This window comes from Paenibacillus sp. B2(2019) (assembly GCF_008370385.1).
In the GTDB taxonomy this organism is placed as follows: domain Bacteria; phylum Bacillota; class Bacilli; order Paenibacillales; family Paenibacillaceae; genus Paenibacillus_AQ.
On sequence record NZ_VTZR01000015.1, the window covers coordinates 113344 to 130590 of the forward strand.

12 protein-coding genes are annotated in these 17247 nt (G+C 44.5%); 11 read left to right on the forward strand and 1 reads right to left on the reverse strand.

Annotation, left to right across the window (positions count from 1 at the left end; translation table 11 throughout):
* Window positions 1–134 precede the first annotated feature (134 nt).
* The 9 genes from PAENI_RS13755 (at window position 135) to PAENI_RS13795 (ending at window position 14745) form a co-directional block, all read left to right on the forward strand.
* Window positions 135–2312, forward strand: coding sequence for a beta-galactosidase (locus PAENI_RS13755; protein ID WP_188114561.1), 2178 nt, complete (start codon window positions 135–137; stop codon window positions 2310–2312).
* 57 nt (window positions 2313–2369) lie between these two features.
* Complete coding sequence (locus tag PAENI_RS13760; RefSeq protein WP_149645657.1) at window positions 2370–4529, forward strand: GH92 family glycosyl hydrolase; 2160 nt, start codon at window positions 2370–2372, stop codon at window positions 4527–4529.
* Between the two features lie 204 nt (window positions 4530–4733).
* Window positions 4734–5825 carry a peptidyl-prolyl cis-trans isomerase gene (locus PAENI_RS13765; RefSeq protein WP_188114563.1) on the forward strand — a complete coding sequence of 364 codons (1092 nt, stop codon included), beginning with the start codon at window positions 4734–4736 and terminating at the stop codon, window positions 5823–5825.
* Between the two features lie 25 nt (window positions 5826–5850).
* Window positions 5851–10773 carry an S-layer homology domain-containing protein gene (locus PAENI_RS13770; protein WP_149645659.1) on the forward strand — a complete coding sequence of 1641 codons (4923 nt, stop codon included), beginning with the start codon at window positions 5851–5853 and terminating at the stop codon, window positions 10771–10773.
* A gap of 309 nt (window positions 10774–11082) precedes the next feature.
* Window positions 11083–11754, forward strand: coding sequence for an NAD-dependent epimerase/dehydratase family protein (locus PAENI_RS13775; RefSeq protein WP_149645660.1), 672 nt, complete (start codon window positions 11083–11085; stop codon window positions 11752–11754).
* Window positions 11751–12275, forward strand: coding sequence for a GNAT family N-acetyltransferase (locus PAENI_RS13780; RefSeq protein WP_149645661.1), 525 nt, complete (start codon window positions 11751–11753; stop codon window positions 12273–12275). The genes PAENI_RS13775 and PAENI_RS13780 overlap by 4 nt, the downstream gene beginning before the upstream one ends.
* A 291-nt stretch (window positions 12276–12566) precedes the next feature.
* Window positions 12567–13778: an MFS transporter gene (locus PAENI_RS13785; protein ID WP_149645662.1), complete on the forward strand. Its 1212-nt coding sequence runs from the start codon at window positions 12567–12569 to the stop codon at window positions 13776–13778.
* A gap of 53 nt (window positions 13779–13831) precedes the next feature.
* Window positions 13832–14191, forward strand: a complete 360-nt coding sequence (locus tag PAENI_RS13790; protein ID WP_149645663.1) for a GIY-YIG nuclease family protein — start codon at window positions 13832–13834, stop codon at window positions 14189–14191.
* A gap of 74 nt (window positions 14192–14265) precedes the next feature.
* Window positions 14266–14745, forward strand: a complete 480-nt coding sequence (locus PAENI_RS13795) for a DUF6530 family protein (protein ID WP_042188373.1) — start codon at window positions 14266–14268, stop codon at window positions 14743–14745.
* A 62-nt stretch (window positions 14746–14807) separates the two neighbouring features.
* Here PAENI_RS13795 and PAENI_RS13800 read toward each other — a convergent pair whose 3' ends face one another.
* Window positions 14808–15749 carry an AraC family transcriptional regulator gene (locus tag PAENI_RS13800; protein ID WP_149645664.1) on the reverse strand — a complete coding sequence of 314 codons (942 nt, stop codon included), beginning with the start codon at window positions 15747–15749 and terminating at the stop codon, window positions 14808–14810.
* A gap of 151 nt (window positions 15750–15900) precedes the next feature.
* Here PAENI_RS13800 and PAENI_RS13805 point away from each other — a divergent pair, with 151 nt between their 5' ends.
* The gene (locus PAENI_RS13805; protein WP_149645665.1) at window positions 15901–16809 is read left to right on the forward strand and encodes a DMT family transporter; all 909 of its coding nucleotides are present in this window, start codon (window positions 15901–15903) and stop codon (window positions 16807–16809) included.
* Window positions 16810–16851: 42 nt separating this feature from the next.
* The gene (gene csaA / locus PAENI_RS13810; RefSeq protein WP_149645666.1) at window positions 16852–17184 is read left to right on the forward strand and encodes a chaperone CsaA; all 333 of its coding nucleotides are present in this window, start codon (window positions 16852–16854) and stop codon (window positions 17182–17184) included.
* The last annotated feature ends 63 nt before the right edge of the window (window positions 17185–17247 follow it).

Here is a 17247-nt window from a genome sequence, read left to right on the forward strand (position 1 = left end):
GCTTAACAAACCGTTTCATAGGATTCCATCCTAACTTTTGCAAAATGTACTGTGATAGACTTTAACCGTAAAAGAGCGGTAAGCGCTTTTATAAATACATGACATCGAAATTGAACGCTGTAGGAGGAGTACCTTTGATACAAAATTCATTTATTCCATTCGGGTTTCAATATTACCGTTCCCCAACCCCATTCCGGGATCAATGGGAGAAAGACCTGAGCAATATTGCCGGGCAGGGCTTCAATTGTGTGAAGTATTGGGTGCAGTGGCGCGCCAGCGTGTCCAAAGAAGGGGTCTACCAGTTCGATGATATTCAGGAGCTGATGGATATTGCTGAACAGAATGGCTTAAAGGTCATTTTGAACGTGATTTTCGATGTGGCGCCAGCCTGGTTTTATAAAAAACATCCTGATTCCAAAATGATCACAGCAGACGGTTCCGTTCTGGAACCAAGGGCAATTAACTGCCGCCAGATTGGCGGAGCTCCTGGACCTTGTTATCACCATGCAGCTGCAGCCACGGAGAAGGCGAAATTTCTGGCGGAAACAGTGAAGACTTTCAAAGATCATCCTGCACTCTGGGTGTGGGATTTATGGAATGAGCCTGAGCTGACGACAGGGATTAAGCGCAAGCTGTCATTTGACAACCAGGTATGTTATTGCGAGCACTCAGTGCTGGCATTCCAAGAATGGCTGAAAAATAAATATATTACTCTGGAAGCTCTGAACGAATCATGGCAGCGGACTTACGGAAACTGGGAGGAAGTAGAGGCACCGCGTGGGCAAGGCGTATTCAATGATTTGGTGGACTGGCGGCTGTTCATGTCCGGTACTTTGACAGTTGAGCTGCGGAGCCGGGTAGATACTGTGAAGTCACTGGATCTGCTGCATCCTGCTATGGCACATACTGTTCCAGCTCCTATTTTTAATATGATTACAGCAGGTTCAGACGACTTTAAGCTGGCTGAGCCCTGTGACCTGACAGGCAATAGCCTAGGGTCCTCAGCTTGGTCGGCTGATCTACTGATCTCTGCCGCCAAAGGCAAACCGATCATCAACTCAGAGATTCATGCGCTGCCTGGCAATACGGCGATGAAACCACGCAAGCTGGAGCTGCGAGAAATGAAGCGGCATATTCTGACCCCGCTCGCCCGTGGCATCACGGGATATCTGTTCTGGCAGTATAGACCGGAGGTATTAGGACAGGAGGCTCCGGCTTGGGGTAGTGTGTATTTGGACGGCAGTCCAACCCCATGGTACAAGGATATGGCCCAACTAAATAAGCTTGTGCAAGACAATAAGCAAGAGCTTTTACAGGCAAAACGGCGTGGGGACGGGATTGCTATTCTATTCAGCCCACAGAACCAAATCGCAAACTTTGCTGTGCATGATCATCTGGACACCTATAACGATTCCCTGCAAGGCGTACATAAACTGCTACATGATCTTAATTATAAAGTGGAATTTCTGCATGAGTCGGATGTTACGGAAAAGACATTGGAGCAATACCGCTGCCTGTGGATGCCTTATCCACTTTATCTGAACCGTAAACTGTGTGACCTCCTGCGTGAGTGGGTGGAAAAGGGAGGCATATTGATTTCGGAATGCTCCTTCGGAGCGCTTCAGGCAGAGAATGGCTGTCACAGCTATACAGTTCCCGGTTATGGATTTGATGAAGTCTTTGGGGTTCGGGAGACTTGGATTCATTCTGCCGAGAACCTGGATCATAGCTATCATCAGGTAGCATTCGAATCACGGACGGCGATCCCACTCCTTAATGTAATGAAACACAGCAAGGAAGGGGAAGCAGCCGCAGATGATAAGGCACACGGCTCCTATTACAAATCAGATATTGAGCTGCAAAGTCATGTGAAGGTCCTAGCCGAATTTGCCGAGGACAACATGCCTGTGTTGACGGCCGCCGCTTATGGCAATGGGCGTGCTGTGTGGTTCGGTACCTTACTTGCGGCTGCCTACTGGCAGGATGGACATACCGGAACGCTCCAGTTGGTGCGCGATCTTTTACAGCAGGAATTGAAGCTACAGCCGAATGTGCTAGTAAGCGGAGGTGTCCGCGCTGATCTTTCCGAGTGGGAAGTTGAAGAAGACAGAGGTGCGTTCCTCTATGTGCATAATGAAGGGAACACGTTGGCAGAAGCCAAAGTTACGCTGCCTGCCAATTATACTTCAGCAGAGCCATGGTTTGACGATGGGAATGCAAAAATTCAGCCAATAAATCCATTTGAACCTTCAACAACTCAACTGTCTATACGGGTAGAAGCAGGAGGTGTTCAAGTATTTCGATTATCTTAGCCGGCAGCAGTTAAGGTCGGAGATTATAGAGCTGGTGTAAGCCAGCCAAAGGAGTGTATCCATTTGGGTTTGTTAGATTATGTTAATCCATTACAGGGGACTAAGTCGGATTTCCGCTACTCACACGGTAATACGCTGCCGCTTACAGCGATGCCATTTGGCATGGCGGCTTGGAGCCCGCAAACCCATGAAGCAGGGGGGACCTGGTTCTTCCATCCGCACCATCGCCACCTGGAGGGCATACGACTAACTCACCAGCCCAGTCCTTGGATCGGAGATTATGGACATCTAACACTTTTGCCGCAGACTGGACCGTTATTGCTTATTCCTGATTCGCGCTCATCTTCCTTTAAACCGGAAGAGATGCAAGTGTCCCCACACTACTTCGGAGTGTCTCTTCAACGATATCGTACCCGACTGGAGCTGACCCCTACAGAGCGCTGTGCAGTGATTAGAATAACATACGCTAAGGGACAGCAGAACAGGCTCATAATAGCACCACTGAAAGGCGAGTCTCAACTCACCTTTCAACCGGAGAAACGCAGGATCATCGGCTTTACAAGAGGCCATACCGCCGGGGTACCCGATAATTTCGCGATGTATTTCGTCTTCCAGTTCGACACAGACATTCTCATGGAGGATTCGGGAATCTTTGACGGGGAGTACCAACCTTTAGGGACGTATGAAGGAACCGGCGATAAGCTGGGCGCATACGTAGAATTAAACATACCGGAATCCGGTGTAATAGAAGTGAAATGCGGCACTTCCTTTATTAGTGGGGAGCAAGCGCAATTGAATCTCGATCGGGAGGTTGGTGGGCACAGCTTCGGAGAGATCTTGAGCAAAGCAGAGGCAGGCTGGGAAGAACGGCTGAGCCGCATTGTTGTCGAAAGCGCGGATGAAGAGAACCTCCGTACCTTTTACAGCTGTATGTACCGGATCTGCCTGTTTCCTAGAACATGGCATGAATATAACGAGCAGGACGAGCAAATTCATTACAGTCCTTTTAACGGCAGCATTTGCCGGGGTCCAATGTATTCAGATATCGGACTGTGGGATGTATACCGGACTAGCTTCCCGTTATACAGTATCCTGTTTCCATCCTTGCTCGGTGAGATCATGCAGGCTTGGACATTAGCTTACGGTGAAAGCGGTTGGCTGCCAAAATGGCTGTCACCAGGCGAACGCAGTGCCATGCCCGGCACACTGATCGATGCGGCAGCTGCGGATGCCGTGGTTAAGGGCATCGGCGGCTTCGACGTAGAGCTACTATATGAAGGTTTGCTGAAGCATGCAGATCGTCCGGCTACAGACGAGAAGCTAGGTAGACGGGGGCTAGAATTGTATTTGCAGCACGGCTATCTGCCGCATGATCGTTTTCATGAAAGTGTAAGCAACACGCTGGATTATATATACGGGGACTTCTGTATAGCCCAGATAGCCAAAGCACTCGGCAAAATGGATGATTATGAGCGTTTTATGGACCGGGCGCAGAATTACAAGCTGCTGTTTGATGCCGAGGTTGGTTTTATGAGAGGCCGTAACGAGGACGGTACTTGGCAGGAAGGATTTGATCCTTTAGCGTGGGGTGATCCGTTCTGTGAAGGTGGGGCTTGGCAAGGTAGCTGGGCAGTTCCCCATGACTTCCCGGGATTAGCCAGTCTGATGGGTGGCGAGGAAGCTTTTGTTCGGCGAATGGACCAGTTAATGGCCGAGGAACCGATATTCAAAGTGGGATCTTATGGCTTGGAAATTCATGAAATGTCGGAAATGGCTGCGGCCGATTTAGGGCAGTTTGCCATCAGCAATCAGCCCAGCTTCCATATTCCTTATATTTTCGCCAGACTCGGGGCGTTGTCCAAAACACAGTACTGGGTTCGCAAAACCATAGCTAAACTATTCAACAGTGGAATGGATGGGTTGCCCGGCGACGAGGATAATGGCAGCATGGGTGCCTGGTATATTTGGAGCGCCATCGGACTGTATCCGTTAAGTCCCGGGATTCCCGAATATGTGCTAGGCAGCCCTTTATTTGATAAAGTAACGATTCGGCTTGAAAATGGGCGGCAATGGATCATTGAAGCGCAAAACAACAGCCCTGCCAATGTGTACAGTAAATCGGTCCACTGGAACCATACGCTTTGGGAGCACCATTCTTTGCCTCATGAAGAGATTATCAAAGGCGGCGTCCTGAGCTTCAGTATGTTTTCGGGTTAGCCGCAACATAAGAGCAATGCTAAGCAGTCCGGAACATTCTGGGCTGTTTTTGTATTTATAGATGGAGCATCTTGCTCTTTTTAGGCAAATGGTGAAATGGCAAACCATTTCGCAGTATTCCCGCCTGTTTTTTCAAGGGTAACATGTCTAATATCGAAGAGAATGAAAGCGCTTAATAAGAGTGCGGAGAGGAGGAATCAACTTATGACTTTAAGGCTTCATTCCAAAAGAAATCGGCTTATCGCTATTCTGACCGCTCTATTAGCGGGAAGCCTGCTGCTGATTGGCGCGATGAATGTGCAGGCTCCACAAGCAGAAGCACCACTTCTGACCCTTAACGGACAGGAGGTCACTGCAGCGGAGTTCAATTGGCATCTTCAAATGAATCGGGCACTGACTGCTGATTACTTCAAACAGACCTACGATGCCGACTACTCAGAGAAATTCTGGTCTACCGACTATTCCGGCGAAAAACCAATCCACAGGTGGATAAAAGAATCCCAGACGCAGCTACTGACAAAGCGGATGGAGTTGCAGCTTGCTCAAGAAGCAGGAGTGGTATCGGATATCAGCTTTGAAGGTTTTCTAAAAGGAATGGGGCGTGAGAATCAACGGCGGAGTCAGGCGGTAGCGAATAAGGAAGTGGTGTATGGTCCTCTTCATCTGGAAGCGCAGTCCTATTACAGTTATTACATGAGCAACCTTGAGGATGCCACGATTGAGGCAATGCGCAGCAATGGAGTTATCGTGATTTCAGATGAACAGGTAAGGCTGGAATATGAAGCAAATCTAGCTGCTAAATATTCTCGGCCGGGAGCTATACGTCTTGAATGGGCGTCACTGCCTTTTGGTCCGGAAACAGAATACAAAGATCAGCAGGAGGCCTTGGAGAAAATGGAATCGCTCCGGGCAGCAGTAATAGCAGCAGAAATAAGATCAGACACAGGCATCCGTCAGCAGGCAAAAGAGTTTGGTATAAACGTGGGCGAAGTCAAAATAACAAGTGCTTCACGACGAACAGCAGCGCTGGAAAATCCTAAGGTATTGCTTGCTGCAGATCAGCTTGCACCGGGACAGATTAGTGGCTTGTTTGCTGAAAATGGGGCCATTCATCTACTTTACTGTCTATCGATAGAGGATGCAGGAGTTCAGCCTTTCGTTCAAGTGAAGGATGCCATCACACTTCATTTGGCGCAGCAAAAATTTAGATCCATGGTGGACGATAAGTTAGGCAAAGCTATCGCAGAATGGAATTACCCGATGGCCGAAAGACTCGCAAACCAAGCCAATCAATAAATATTCAAGGGGGAATCCTACAACAATGTTAAAAAAACTCGCAAAATCACTGCTAATGATAATGCTGATCTTCACGACAGTGTTCCCTGTAATGGGTGCTTCTGCCCATGCTGAAGAGACGTATGCCGATGATTTCTCTGCTCTGCCAGCAGCGGAGCTGCGTTCGGAGAATTGGTTGATTGACAGCAGCAATCCTCAATTCTTCGGCGGAGATGCTACGCGGTTGGTCAGGACATCCACGGATACCGGTTATGCCGTTTATTCATTAACAGGAATTCAGTCGTTTACGCTTCAGGCCTATTATTTCTCTGGCTCAACAGCCGTAATCAAGTTCTACGGATCGGGCGATGCGACAGCGTGGACGGAGCTTCCGTCCATTAATGACATTCCTACAGCAACCGGTTCTGGTTGGTATGGAACAATATACACGCCCGCAGGTACACTTCCGAATGATATCAATTATCTCAAAATCGAGATCAGCGGCGACCTCGACAGCTGGCTGATGCAGCTCGGACACCTTACGCTCTCCAATGTATCACTTGCACCTCAAACGATTAACGATGAGCTTGATGACGTTTCACAGCTCTATGCATTTAGTACAAATTGGTCTTTAGATACAAGCAATCCCACTTTTTTTGGTGGAGATCATTCTCGTGCAGTGAGAACAGCAGATTCGGCAGAATCACTTGTGTACCATTTGCATAATTTGCAGCATTTCATCGTCCGTCTGCATTCCTTTGCCGGGTCTAGCGGAAGCATCAAGTTCTATGGATCGGCGGATGCATCCACCTGGACAGAGATTTCAGCAATACATGAAGCTCCACAATCTACAGGAGATGCAGCTTGGACCGGGACGAATTATACCCCAGCACAAGGGATTCCTTCCGGCATTCATTACTTAAAAATCGAGATCAGCGGCGATTCCGCCCCTTGGCTGATGCAGCTAGGATCGGTCTCCTTGTCCAACCGCTTGCCTGGAGATGGAGGGAACAGCGGTGGAGACGAAGATTATTACGTCGATTCATTTGCAGGCAGCGACAGCAATGATGGAAAAACACCTGAGACAGCCTGGAAGACCTTCTCTGTAGTTAACCAGACTACCTTTGAGGCTGGAGACCGAATTTTGTTAAAGAAGGGTGGAATCTGGAACGAACAATTATATCCTAAGGGTAGCGGAACAGACGATAAACCGATAACAATCACTGCCTATGGCAGCGGAAGTAAACCGACTATCAATGGTGGAGGCATGGCCGGAGCAGCTGTATACCTGCGCAACGCCTCAAACTGGAGCATCCGGGATCTGGAGGTCACTAACTATGATTCCGAGAGAGGAACCATTTACCGGGAAGGCATAATGGTGGAGAACGCAAACGGAGGAACTTTAAGAAATATCCGCATCCAGGATAACTATATACATGATGTATCAAGCAGCTTCCGTTATCCTACAGTTTCCGGTGCAGAAGGTGGTCCACATGCGTTCGGTGGAATCTCCGTATATGTGGGCGGAACGACGGGCACGGACAAATTTGATGGGGTATGGATCGAAGGTAACACGGTCGAACGAATTGGACGGACAGGAATTGTGGTATGGGATCAGCGTTTCAACGGAGCCGACTATGCTACGGTCAATGTTACGATCCGCGGAAATTATGTCAAACAAGCAGACAGCGACGGCATTCTCACTTTCGGTGCGGACGGAGCGTTAATTGAGCATAACATAGCTGAAGAAGGTGGGAACTACTCCGAAGAAGGCGAGTTTAACGGCTCAGCCGCAATCTGGCCGACCCGGGGCAAGAATAATATCGTGCAGTTTAATGAGTCCTTTAACACAAATAAACCAGAGGGAGATGGACAGGGCTTCAATCTGGATATCGATACTATGGACAGTGTAGTTCAATATAATTACAGCCATGGCAATAAGGGCGGATTCATGCTTTTTGTCGATGCCCGTTTAACTCCAGGAGTGCTTACCGGCTCCTCTAACAATGTAGTCAGATACAACATCAGCCAGAATGATCTGACGCATACGTTTAATTTTGCAGGCGGGGTTACGCCGGATACGCAAATCTATAACAATACGATCTATATCGGCACTGGGCAAAACACCAAAATAATCGACCATGAATGGGACGACGCGGGAAATATCAACGCTCCCTATACGTTCAGGAACAATCTGGTCTACAACCTTGGACAGGGAGGTTATAATCTGCCCGGGGTAAATGGCAGCTTCGACCACAACCTGTTGTATGGAAATCATCCAGTAAGCGAGCCGGAAAATACGAATCCCGTCACAGCGAATCCGCTCTTGGTTGCTCAGGGCAGCGGTGGAATTGGCTGGAATACAGTGGACGGTTACAAGTTAAGAGAAGGCTCCCCTGCGCTTGGAGCAGGTGCAATCATTGCAGACAACGGAGGCCGTGACTATTGGGGCAACTCTATCTCAGCAGAAAATCCACCGAATATCGGAGCCTATAATGGACCCGGACTTGATCCTGCCACACTGCCTGAAGCACCTGTGGATGATCTGCGATTATATTTTCAAGGCTTAAAAATTGCTCCTCATATTACAGATGGTAGAAACGGAGGCTTATCCCTTCAACTTCAGTTTACAAACAGTTCTGGAGTAGACCCTCTGAGAATTAACAAAATTTCCTGGAAAATAGGAGAAGGAAGTGATCAGCTCAGTGGTAGCCAGTCGCAACTAGCTGAAATCGCTCCGAATAGCGGATTTACTTATCCAATTCCTTTGCCGGGATTCTCTGAAAGCGTAAAATATCCACTAGAGTTGACCGTTGACCTTGAAGGCTATGAGACAGTTCACCTCAAGCAAAACATAGATATTAACCGGATGAAGCATCAGTCAGACACAGGAACTCCCGCGCTGATTGATCTTGCAGACGGAACCCCTTTGTTGAGCGGGTATAACGGTGCGGATGATCTTAGCGGAACAGCGCAATTACGCTGGGACGCGGATAACATTTATTTGACCGCCGATATCCGTGATGATGTATTCAGCCATAACGCTTCCGGGATTAATATTTGGCAAAATGACAGTATTCAATTCAGCCTTGCTCCCGGTGTACCGGGCGATAGCCAATCCTGGTATGAATACGGAATATCGCAGACACCAGAGGGGCCACAAATTTACCGTTGGCTCTCTATGAAGGGAGCCGCTACCGGAGTGTTAACCAAGGGAACACTAAGTGTAGACCGAAATGAAGCGACTAAGATTACCTCATATGCACTGGCACTGCCGTGGAGCGAAGTAAGTCCAATTCGAGGAAAGGGAGGCAATGTCTTGAGCTTCTCGATGTTGGTTAACGATAATGATGGTACGGGCCGAAAAGGGTATATTGAGTGGGGATCAGGCATTGGCGCTGCGAAGGATCCGGCACTTTTCCGCACCTTCCAGTTTATGAATGTCGAAGATGAGGAGGAGACACAACCGAGTGATAATGCTGATTTAAGCCTTTTGAGTATAGAGGGTTCAGAAATTCCCGGGTTTGACCGGAACACACTGACCTATACAATAAATGTACCCTTTTCTAAAACAGCCGTGATTGTAACAGGGATACCTTTAGATCCGAAAGCCAAATTAACAGTAACTGGCGGAAGTGAACTTAAGGTAGGAGAAAATAGCGTCGATATCAAAGTTACGGCCGCAAACGAAACAACAACAAAGACCTACACTTTGAAAGTGGTACGGAGTGAAGACCGCGGGGGAACGGATACCCCCGGCAGTTCGTCCGGCAACAATAATGGCGGGAACAATAGTAACAGTGGAGGGAAAATAGTTAATCCAGTGAATATAATCTCAGCCGGCCGTATTCAGATTCAGGATTCACCTGATGCTGAGGGAATGCGCCTTGCACAGCTTCCTACTGGAGAAATTCAAAAAGCGATGAAGGGTGTGCAAGATGGTGCATTGGTACTTGAGCTTACTAAATTAGATGCCACAGCTAAGGGTGTAACCTTTCAATTGCCCGTTACCGAACTGAAAGAGAATGTTACCTCTCTTACAATAAAAGCAGGTGCAACCACCGTAACGTTCCCAATTGACAAGAGGGGTAGCAATATTCCGGAGGGTTCCAAGCAGTTGGAGCTGTCCATTCATTTTGTTGATCCTTCAACCCTTTCTGTTGCATTAAAAGAGAAATGGAAAACGCATGCCGTGTACCGGATCTCCTTGATGGTAGACGGAAAGCAAATAGAAACATTAAGTCAATCTGCGGCAATGAAGGTATCGTTTGGATATAAATTGAATCCTAGTGAAGCGCCGAATCAAGCCATCGTCTATTCTATTACCCGTGAGGGGCTGGCGGAAGTGGTCAAGAACTCCAAATACGTTTCAGGTACAGAGAGCATCACCTTCACAACACGGAACTTCGGATTATACGCTGCAGCGAATGGAGATATACACTTCTCTGATGTCAATTCGGACTTCGCTGCTATCCTAGAAGCGTTGGCTTCCCGTGACCTGGTGCACGGCACAGGCGATGGCAAATATGAGCCTGCCCGCCAAATCACAAGAGCGGAGTTTGTTCAACTGCTGGTATCGGCACTGGACCTTCAGGCTGAGAACAGCAATACTTTCGAAGATGTGAGTCCAGACGCTTGGTATTACCAAGCTGTCTCAACAGCTCAGGCGCTAAAGATTGTTAACGGACGCAGCGAAGGCTTATTTGGCGCAAAAGAACCGATTACTCGCCAAGAAATGGCTGTTATTTTGTTTCGCGCTCGGAGTTTAGCTGCTCTTCAACCGGATTACTCCAGCAAAACCGTAGTATTTGCTGATCAGAAGCAAATCGGAGCTTATGCCAGGGAAGCAGTTGAGTACCTGCAGCAGTCAGGGATAATCAATGGTTATTCCGACGGAACCTTCAGACCACTGAATCTGACCACCCGTGCGGAGGCTGCTGCTTTGATTTATAGAATTATGGGATTGTAATCATCATAAAAGAGCTGGAGCCTAGTGTATTTGGCTCCAGCTTTTTTTTGCTTGCATAGTATGAATCATGTCTATATCAAGCGATATGGAGTTTACAACACGATTGGCAGAGTCTCGTTGAACCTGAACTAGAAGATAATTAATCATATCTACATAAGTTAAACCGTTATAATTGTTGATTGTGAATATTAGATAATAGCTGGAAAAAGTATCGGTACCGTTTCACGATTACGCCAAAAGATTGTTGGCTTCGGAAATGCCTGTTAATATTGGAAATAGAATCATCTCTTAGATTGGAGAGTCAATGATATGAAGGTTATTATTTTTGGAGCTACAGGTATGGTTGGTCAAAGCGCGTTGCGTGAATGTTTGAAGGATGATAGAGTTCAAGAAATACTTACGATTGGGCGTAAAAAGACAGAGCATCAACATACAAAACTAAGACAAATTCAACTATCCAATGTAGCTGAATTATCAAGTATTGAACATGAAATCACAGGTTATGATGCATGCTTTTTCTGCCTTGGGGTTTCCTCTGCTGGTATGAAGGAAGAGGAATATAAAAGAGTAACATATGATATCGCGCTATCCGCCGGAACAATATTAGCAAGATTGAACCCTCAAATGACCTTTATATATGTTTCTGGAAGTGGGACGGATAGTTCGGAAAAAGGACGCTCTATGTGGGCGAGAGTGAAAGGGAAGACAGAAAACGATCTGTTGAAGCTACCTTTTAAGGACGCATATATGTTCAGACCAGGTGTAATTCTACCCCTATATGGCATACAATCCAAAACAAAAGTGTATCAGATTTTTTATGATGTGATGAAGCCACTTTATCCCTTGCTAAAGAAGTTAAACAGTGTCATTACATCGGAACAATTGGGACGAGCTATGATTCAGGTAACGATTAACGGTTATCCAAGACCCAGAATAGAAAGCAATGAGCTCAAATCCATGATCAGGAGGTTAAATCAATGAACATAATCATTAGACAAGAAAAAGCTCAAGATATTAACGAAGTCTACCATGTAGTCCAAAAATCATTTGAAAATGCGGAACATTCAGATCATGATGAGCACAATTTGGTAAATAGACTAAGGAGCTCGACAAAGTTTATTCCGGAGTTATCTCTTGTAGCTGAATATGAGAATAAGATCGTCGGTCATATCCTTTTTTCAGAAATTCTAGTGGGTGATCAAACTCTGGTTGCGCTTGCACCTGTTGCAGTACTACCAGAAATGCAAAGCAAGGGTATAGGGAAGCTACTGATTACTGAAGGCCACAAAATCGCAACACAGCTTGGATATAAAGGCTCTGTCGTTTTGGGTCATGATAAGTATTATCCGAAGTTTGGTTATAAAAAAGCTAGTCAATTTGGTATAGAAGCACCTTTCGAAGTTTCAGACGATAATTTTATGGCCGTTGAGCTTATAGATGACGGTCTCTCAGATGTCCATGGCGTTGTCGAATACGCTAAAGAATTTTTTGAAATTAGATAAACGTAAAAAAGTGGAGCAAATGCTACGGCAGTTGCTCCACTTTTTTATTTGTTTACAGAATCAATTAACACCTTTAAAAAAAGGTTTGTGGAATATCGAGACTGAAAATGGCTTGACGAACGACACTATCCTGTATAAAATGAAGCAGTGATTTAGTAAATTAGTAAATGAGTAAATTAGTAAATAGGAGTGGTGCAATGAAAATACCAACAACGTTTAAACATAATCATGTTGTCATGTTGGAGAGTTTTGAGAAGGTGTAAAAAATAGTAAAGGATATGGGGAATTAAAATGTTTTCTAATCGTTATGTTCGAACAATTATCCTCTCCCGAGTGTTATTGCAGCTCGGAATATGGATCCGGAATTATGCCGTCCTTCTTTATGTATCTGAATTGACGAATAATAATCCGGTAGATGTATCTCTGATATCGGTTGCCGAATTTGCACCGATCTTTCTTTTTGGTCTTATTGGTGGGACCTTTGCCGACCGATGGCGGCCGAAGAGAACCATGGTATGGAGCGATTTGTTATCTAGCTTGTCCGTTGGGGTGGTGCTGATTGCGGTCATGAATGGCGGATGGATTGCGCTTCTTATCGGATCTTTTGTATCTGCCAGCTTATCTCAATTTTCTCAGCCTTCGGCGATGAAACTGTACAAGAGACATGTGCAAGCTGAACAGCTGCAAGGCGTTATGGCGATGTCCCAAACCCTTGTCGCTGTCTTTATGGTTTTGGGACCTGTTATCGGTACGTTTATTTTTATTAAGTTTGGAATTCACGTATCTCTGATCCTGACAGCCGTTATGTTTCTGGGCTCTTCGCTTATATTGTCTTCCCTTCCTCGGGATGAAGAAGAACCGAAGTCAGGTAAAGCCAGCGGCTTCATCAAAGAGTTAACGGCTGGCTTGCGTTACATCGGATCGAGTAAACCCTTAAGAACACTTAGTTTAACTTTCTCGGCGGTGGGATTGGCATCAGGACTAACTCAGCCGCTTCAGATTTTTCTTGTCATCGAAAATTTAGGTAAGGACAAACAATTTCTTCAGTGGCTTGTGATGGCTAGTGGGGCAGCCATGTTAGTAGGCGGAGCTGCAATAATCGGGATAGCCAAAAAAGTAAGGCCACAGCTATTGCTTTTGATAGGCTTACTCGTCAATGCCGTCTGTACGGTTGGAATGGGTGCTTCTAAGCAAATTTGGCTGACGATTATTTTCTTGGTGATCAGTGGTTTGTTTTACCCTTGCATTCAAGGAGGGATTCAGACACTTCTTGTGCGAAATACCGAAGGGGCCTTTATTGGCCGAGTTTCAGGAACAATCATGCCTATTTTTATGGGAATGATGGTGGTTGGCATGTTCATTTCCGGCTACCTAAAGGATACGTTCTCCTTGATGGGCGTATTTATGGCGAGTGGTGTATTTGTGATTATTGGTGCGCTTTTTCTGCTTCCTATTGTGGTTAAGAAAAGAAGTAAAGTGGAGCTGGAATCGCTGGGAAAATGAAAATCCAACTACATTTTCCATGAATTTATTATCTACGATAAGGAGAGAAAGATATGGATATGAATAAACGCAAAGAGCTGATCGAGGAGTACAAACAAATTAAGATTTATATGGGTGTTGCTCAAATCAAAAACCAAATCAACGGCAAAATATTTATCGACAGCTATCCTAATTTGAAAAACAAATGGCTTACCCTGCAAATGCAGTTGGATTCAGGGAGATTTGCAAATGCCCAGCTCCAGAAGGATTGGAAAGAATTCGGTGCGGATGCGTTCACCTATGAGGTACTAGAACAGAAGGAGATAGATAAGGTAACTGATATGCGCTGGGAACGGAAGAAAATCTTAAAGCCATGGTTAGAGAAGTTACAGCCCTACGGAGATACAGGTTATAACAAACCTCGAATTGACTAACGATGAAATCCAAGATAAGATGAAACCGTCGTTTAGTAAATTAGTAAAATAGTAACTGGAAGGAAGAAAAAAACATGAAAATACCTACAACTTTAAAACATAAGCCTGTTGTCGTGTCGGAGAATTATGAGAAGGTTGACGGCCGAATGGCTGGAAACACAGATGCAAAAGGTCTTTCCTTAGGGTTGGCGCAGTGGAATGATAGAGGAAAGGTCGATATTTCGGCTAAGGTATGGAGATATACCGGGGAAAAATGGTCCAGACAATCGGAGGAACTGCCTCTTCATCGCGTGCTTGATTTGTCCATTCTAATTTGCCGGTCGTTAGAACATTTCCGCGAAGCGTATCGATATGAGAATTTATATGACCCGGAGCAGCCCGTCATTGACAGAGTTGGCCTGCAAGGGGATGCGATGACTGTAGCGGTATGTACAGATAATGAGCGAATTAATGAAGATATTAAGCTGTTTAATCAAGCTCTTAGCGATGACGATGAAATGATCGGTGAGCGTCTGAGCACGTTATCCAAAATATTAAAGGATATGGGATATTAAACAGTGAGTGGTAGTCAAACAGGGCAAAAACGCCTTCGTGACTGCCACTTTTTTTGTATAGTTTAAAACAATTCCGGCCCCCGTCCAGGAGTATCTATTGGCAAAGTATCTTGGATTTTGATTTCATTTCTTAATTTCCGGAAATCTTTAGGTGTTCTTGTCTGATGTTTTTTAAAGGACTGAATGAAGTTGTTAACATGATTAAAACCAACTCTATGGGCAATTTCAGTTACTGTATAATCAGTTGAAATTAATAGCTCCATACTTTTCTTAATCCGGTACTTTATTAAATATTCATACGGTGTGATATGAAGGGTTTTTTTGAAACTACGGGTACATTCTGAAACACTTAAATGAGCAGCATCAGAAATATCTTGCAAAGTTATATTAGTTGCGTAGTGCTGATGGATGAAAGTAAGCATGAGTTGAAGTCGTTCTTGCTGCCGTTTTACGTATTTAGCTGTGTCCTCAAAGGAGAGAGAAATATTAGATATCAAGGTTAACCAGAGTTGTACGGTTCTGATAGAAACCTCATACTCCCATCCCCATTTCTTTGGCATATCAAATCTATTCTTCAGCTCCAAAAGCATGTTTAGTACATCTCTTTGCCAATCAGCATCTCCTTTAATTACTAGAGACAGTAAGGAAGAGTTCGTATAAGGTGATACATAATTTTTTTCCATAGCACTATCTGCATAAAAGACCAACAGCTTTTCAGGAAAATTGAAACTCACATACTGACCGTCAGGAGTCAGGTGCGTCGTAACATGAAGGGCACCTTTATTGATGAAAATGGCTTGGCCATTTTTCAATTCATAATCAATACCATTAACTTGTATAACTAGTTGACCTTGAGTAACCAAAGTGATCTGAAGTTCTTCGTGCCAATGTAAGTCATTAAATCCTCGCCCCTCAGGGATAATTTTCCGAGAGTTAGCTGTGTACATAATGTATGGAAATGAAGCATCAGGAAAAAGAATGTTCTCGTGCAGCAGTTTTGACATCTAATGACGTCCCTTCTAAAATGATGATATTTATATATAATACAACGATATAATGACACAATTTAAACAATGATGATGATATTATTATATCCAATCTTGATTTTATCACTCTGTGCACAGGAAGTAGATAGAACATTTTGGAGGATTATATGTGAAATCAAATAAACCGTCGCATCCGTACATTTTGCTTTTTATTAGTATTTTGTCTATTTCAATCTCTTCCATCATGATAAAATTTTCAAATACTCCCACTTCAGTAGCCGGCATGAATAGATTGTTTGCTTCTGTAATTTTATTGCTTCCTTTTGTATCATGGCAAAAGCTTCGCTGCCTGGAGATGAGTAAAAAAGACTGGAGTATTATTTTCTTAGCGGGTCTCTTTCTTGGGTTACACTTCTTATTTTGGATGGAGTCTTTAGTTTATACTTCAGTTGCAAGCTCCATGGTGATATTATCACTGCAGCCTTTATTTGTAATGGTTGGTTCATACTTCATCTTCAGAGAACGGGTAAATGTGGTAAACATTCTTTGTTTAGTGACTGCACTTCTGGGTTCAATAGTTATTGCTTGGGGAGACTTTGGAGTTTCTAGAGTGGCGTTAATAGGAGATGGCTTGTCATTATTAGGAACTGTTTTTGTATCAGCGTATATGCTGGCAGGACAAAAAGTAAGTCATAAAATAGGAGCAAGTTTATACAGTGTTATTGTTTTTTTCCTTGGCGGGAGCGTCTTGTTAATCTTCAATTTGTCAAACCATTTCTCTTTGATAGATTATAACTCTTCAGACTGGATCTATTTCTTTTTACTCGCATTAATCCCAACTATTTTGGGACAATCTATTATTAATATGTTATTGAAATCTTTAGGTGCAACTACTATTTCTGTAGGGATTATTGGTGAGCCTGTTCTCGCCATAATACTTGCTTATCTATTCTTGGGAGAAACAATCACTAGCTTTCAATTTATAGGAGGGATGATGACTCTACTCGGCATGGGGATGTATTTCTGGGTAAAAGCCTTCAATTACACTACTGTTAGATATCAGAATCAAAGTAGATAAGCAAATAAATTAAAAAAATATCATTTAAAGGGAGAATGCTATATGGCTACAATTGATGATTTTTTGAAACTGGATATTCGTGTTGGAACAATAATTAACTCTGAATTCTTCGCCGAAGCAAAAGTTCCTGCGATCAAGCTTGAGATTGATTTTGGAGAAGAGATCGGAATAAAGAAATCAAGTGCACAAATTACTAGAAGATATGTGGCTGAAGATATCATCGGAGAACAAGTAATTGCGGTAGTCAATTTTCCTCCTCGACGAATTGCAGGCTTTAATTCAGAGGTATTAGTCCTTGGAGGTGTACCTGAAAAGGGTGACGTAATTCTATTGAAGCCAGATATGAAACTGCCTAATGGAACACCTATTGGATGATTTTCCTGAAATATAATTAAGTCTAATACTTAACTATTTGGTCCCTTAAAAATAAGCTGAACA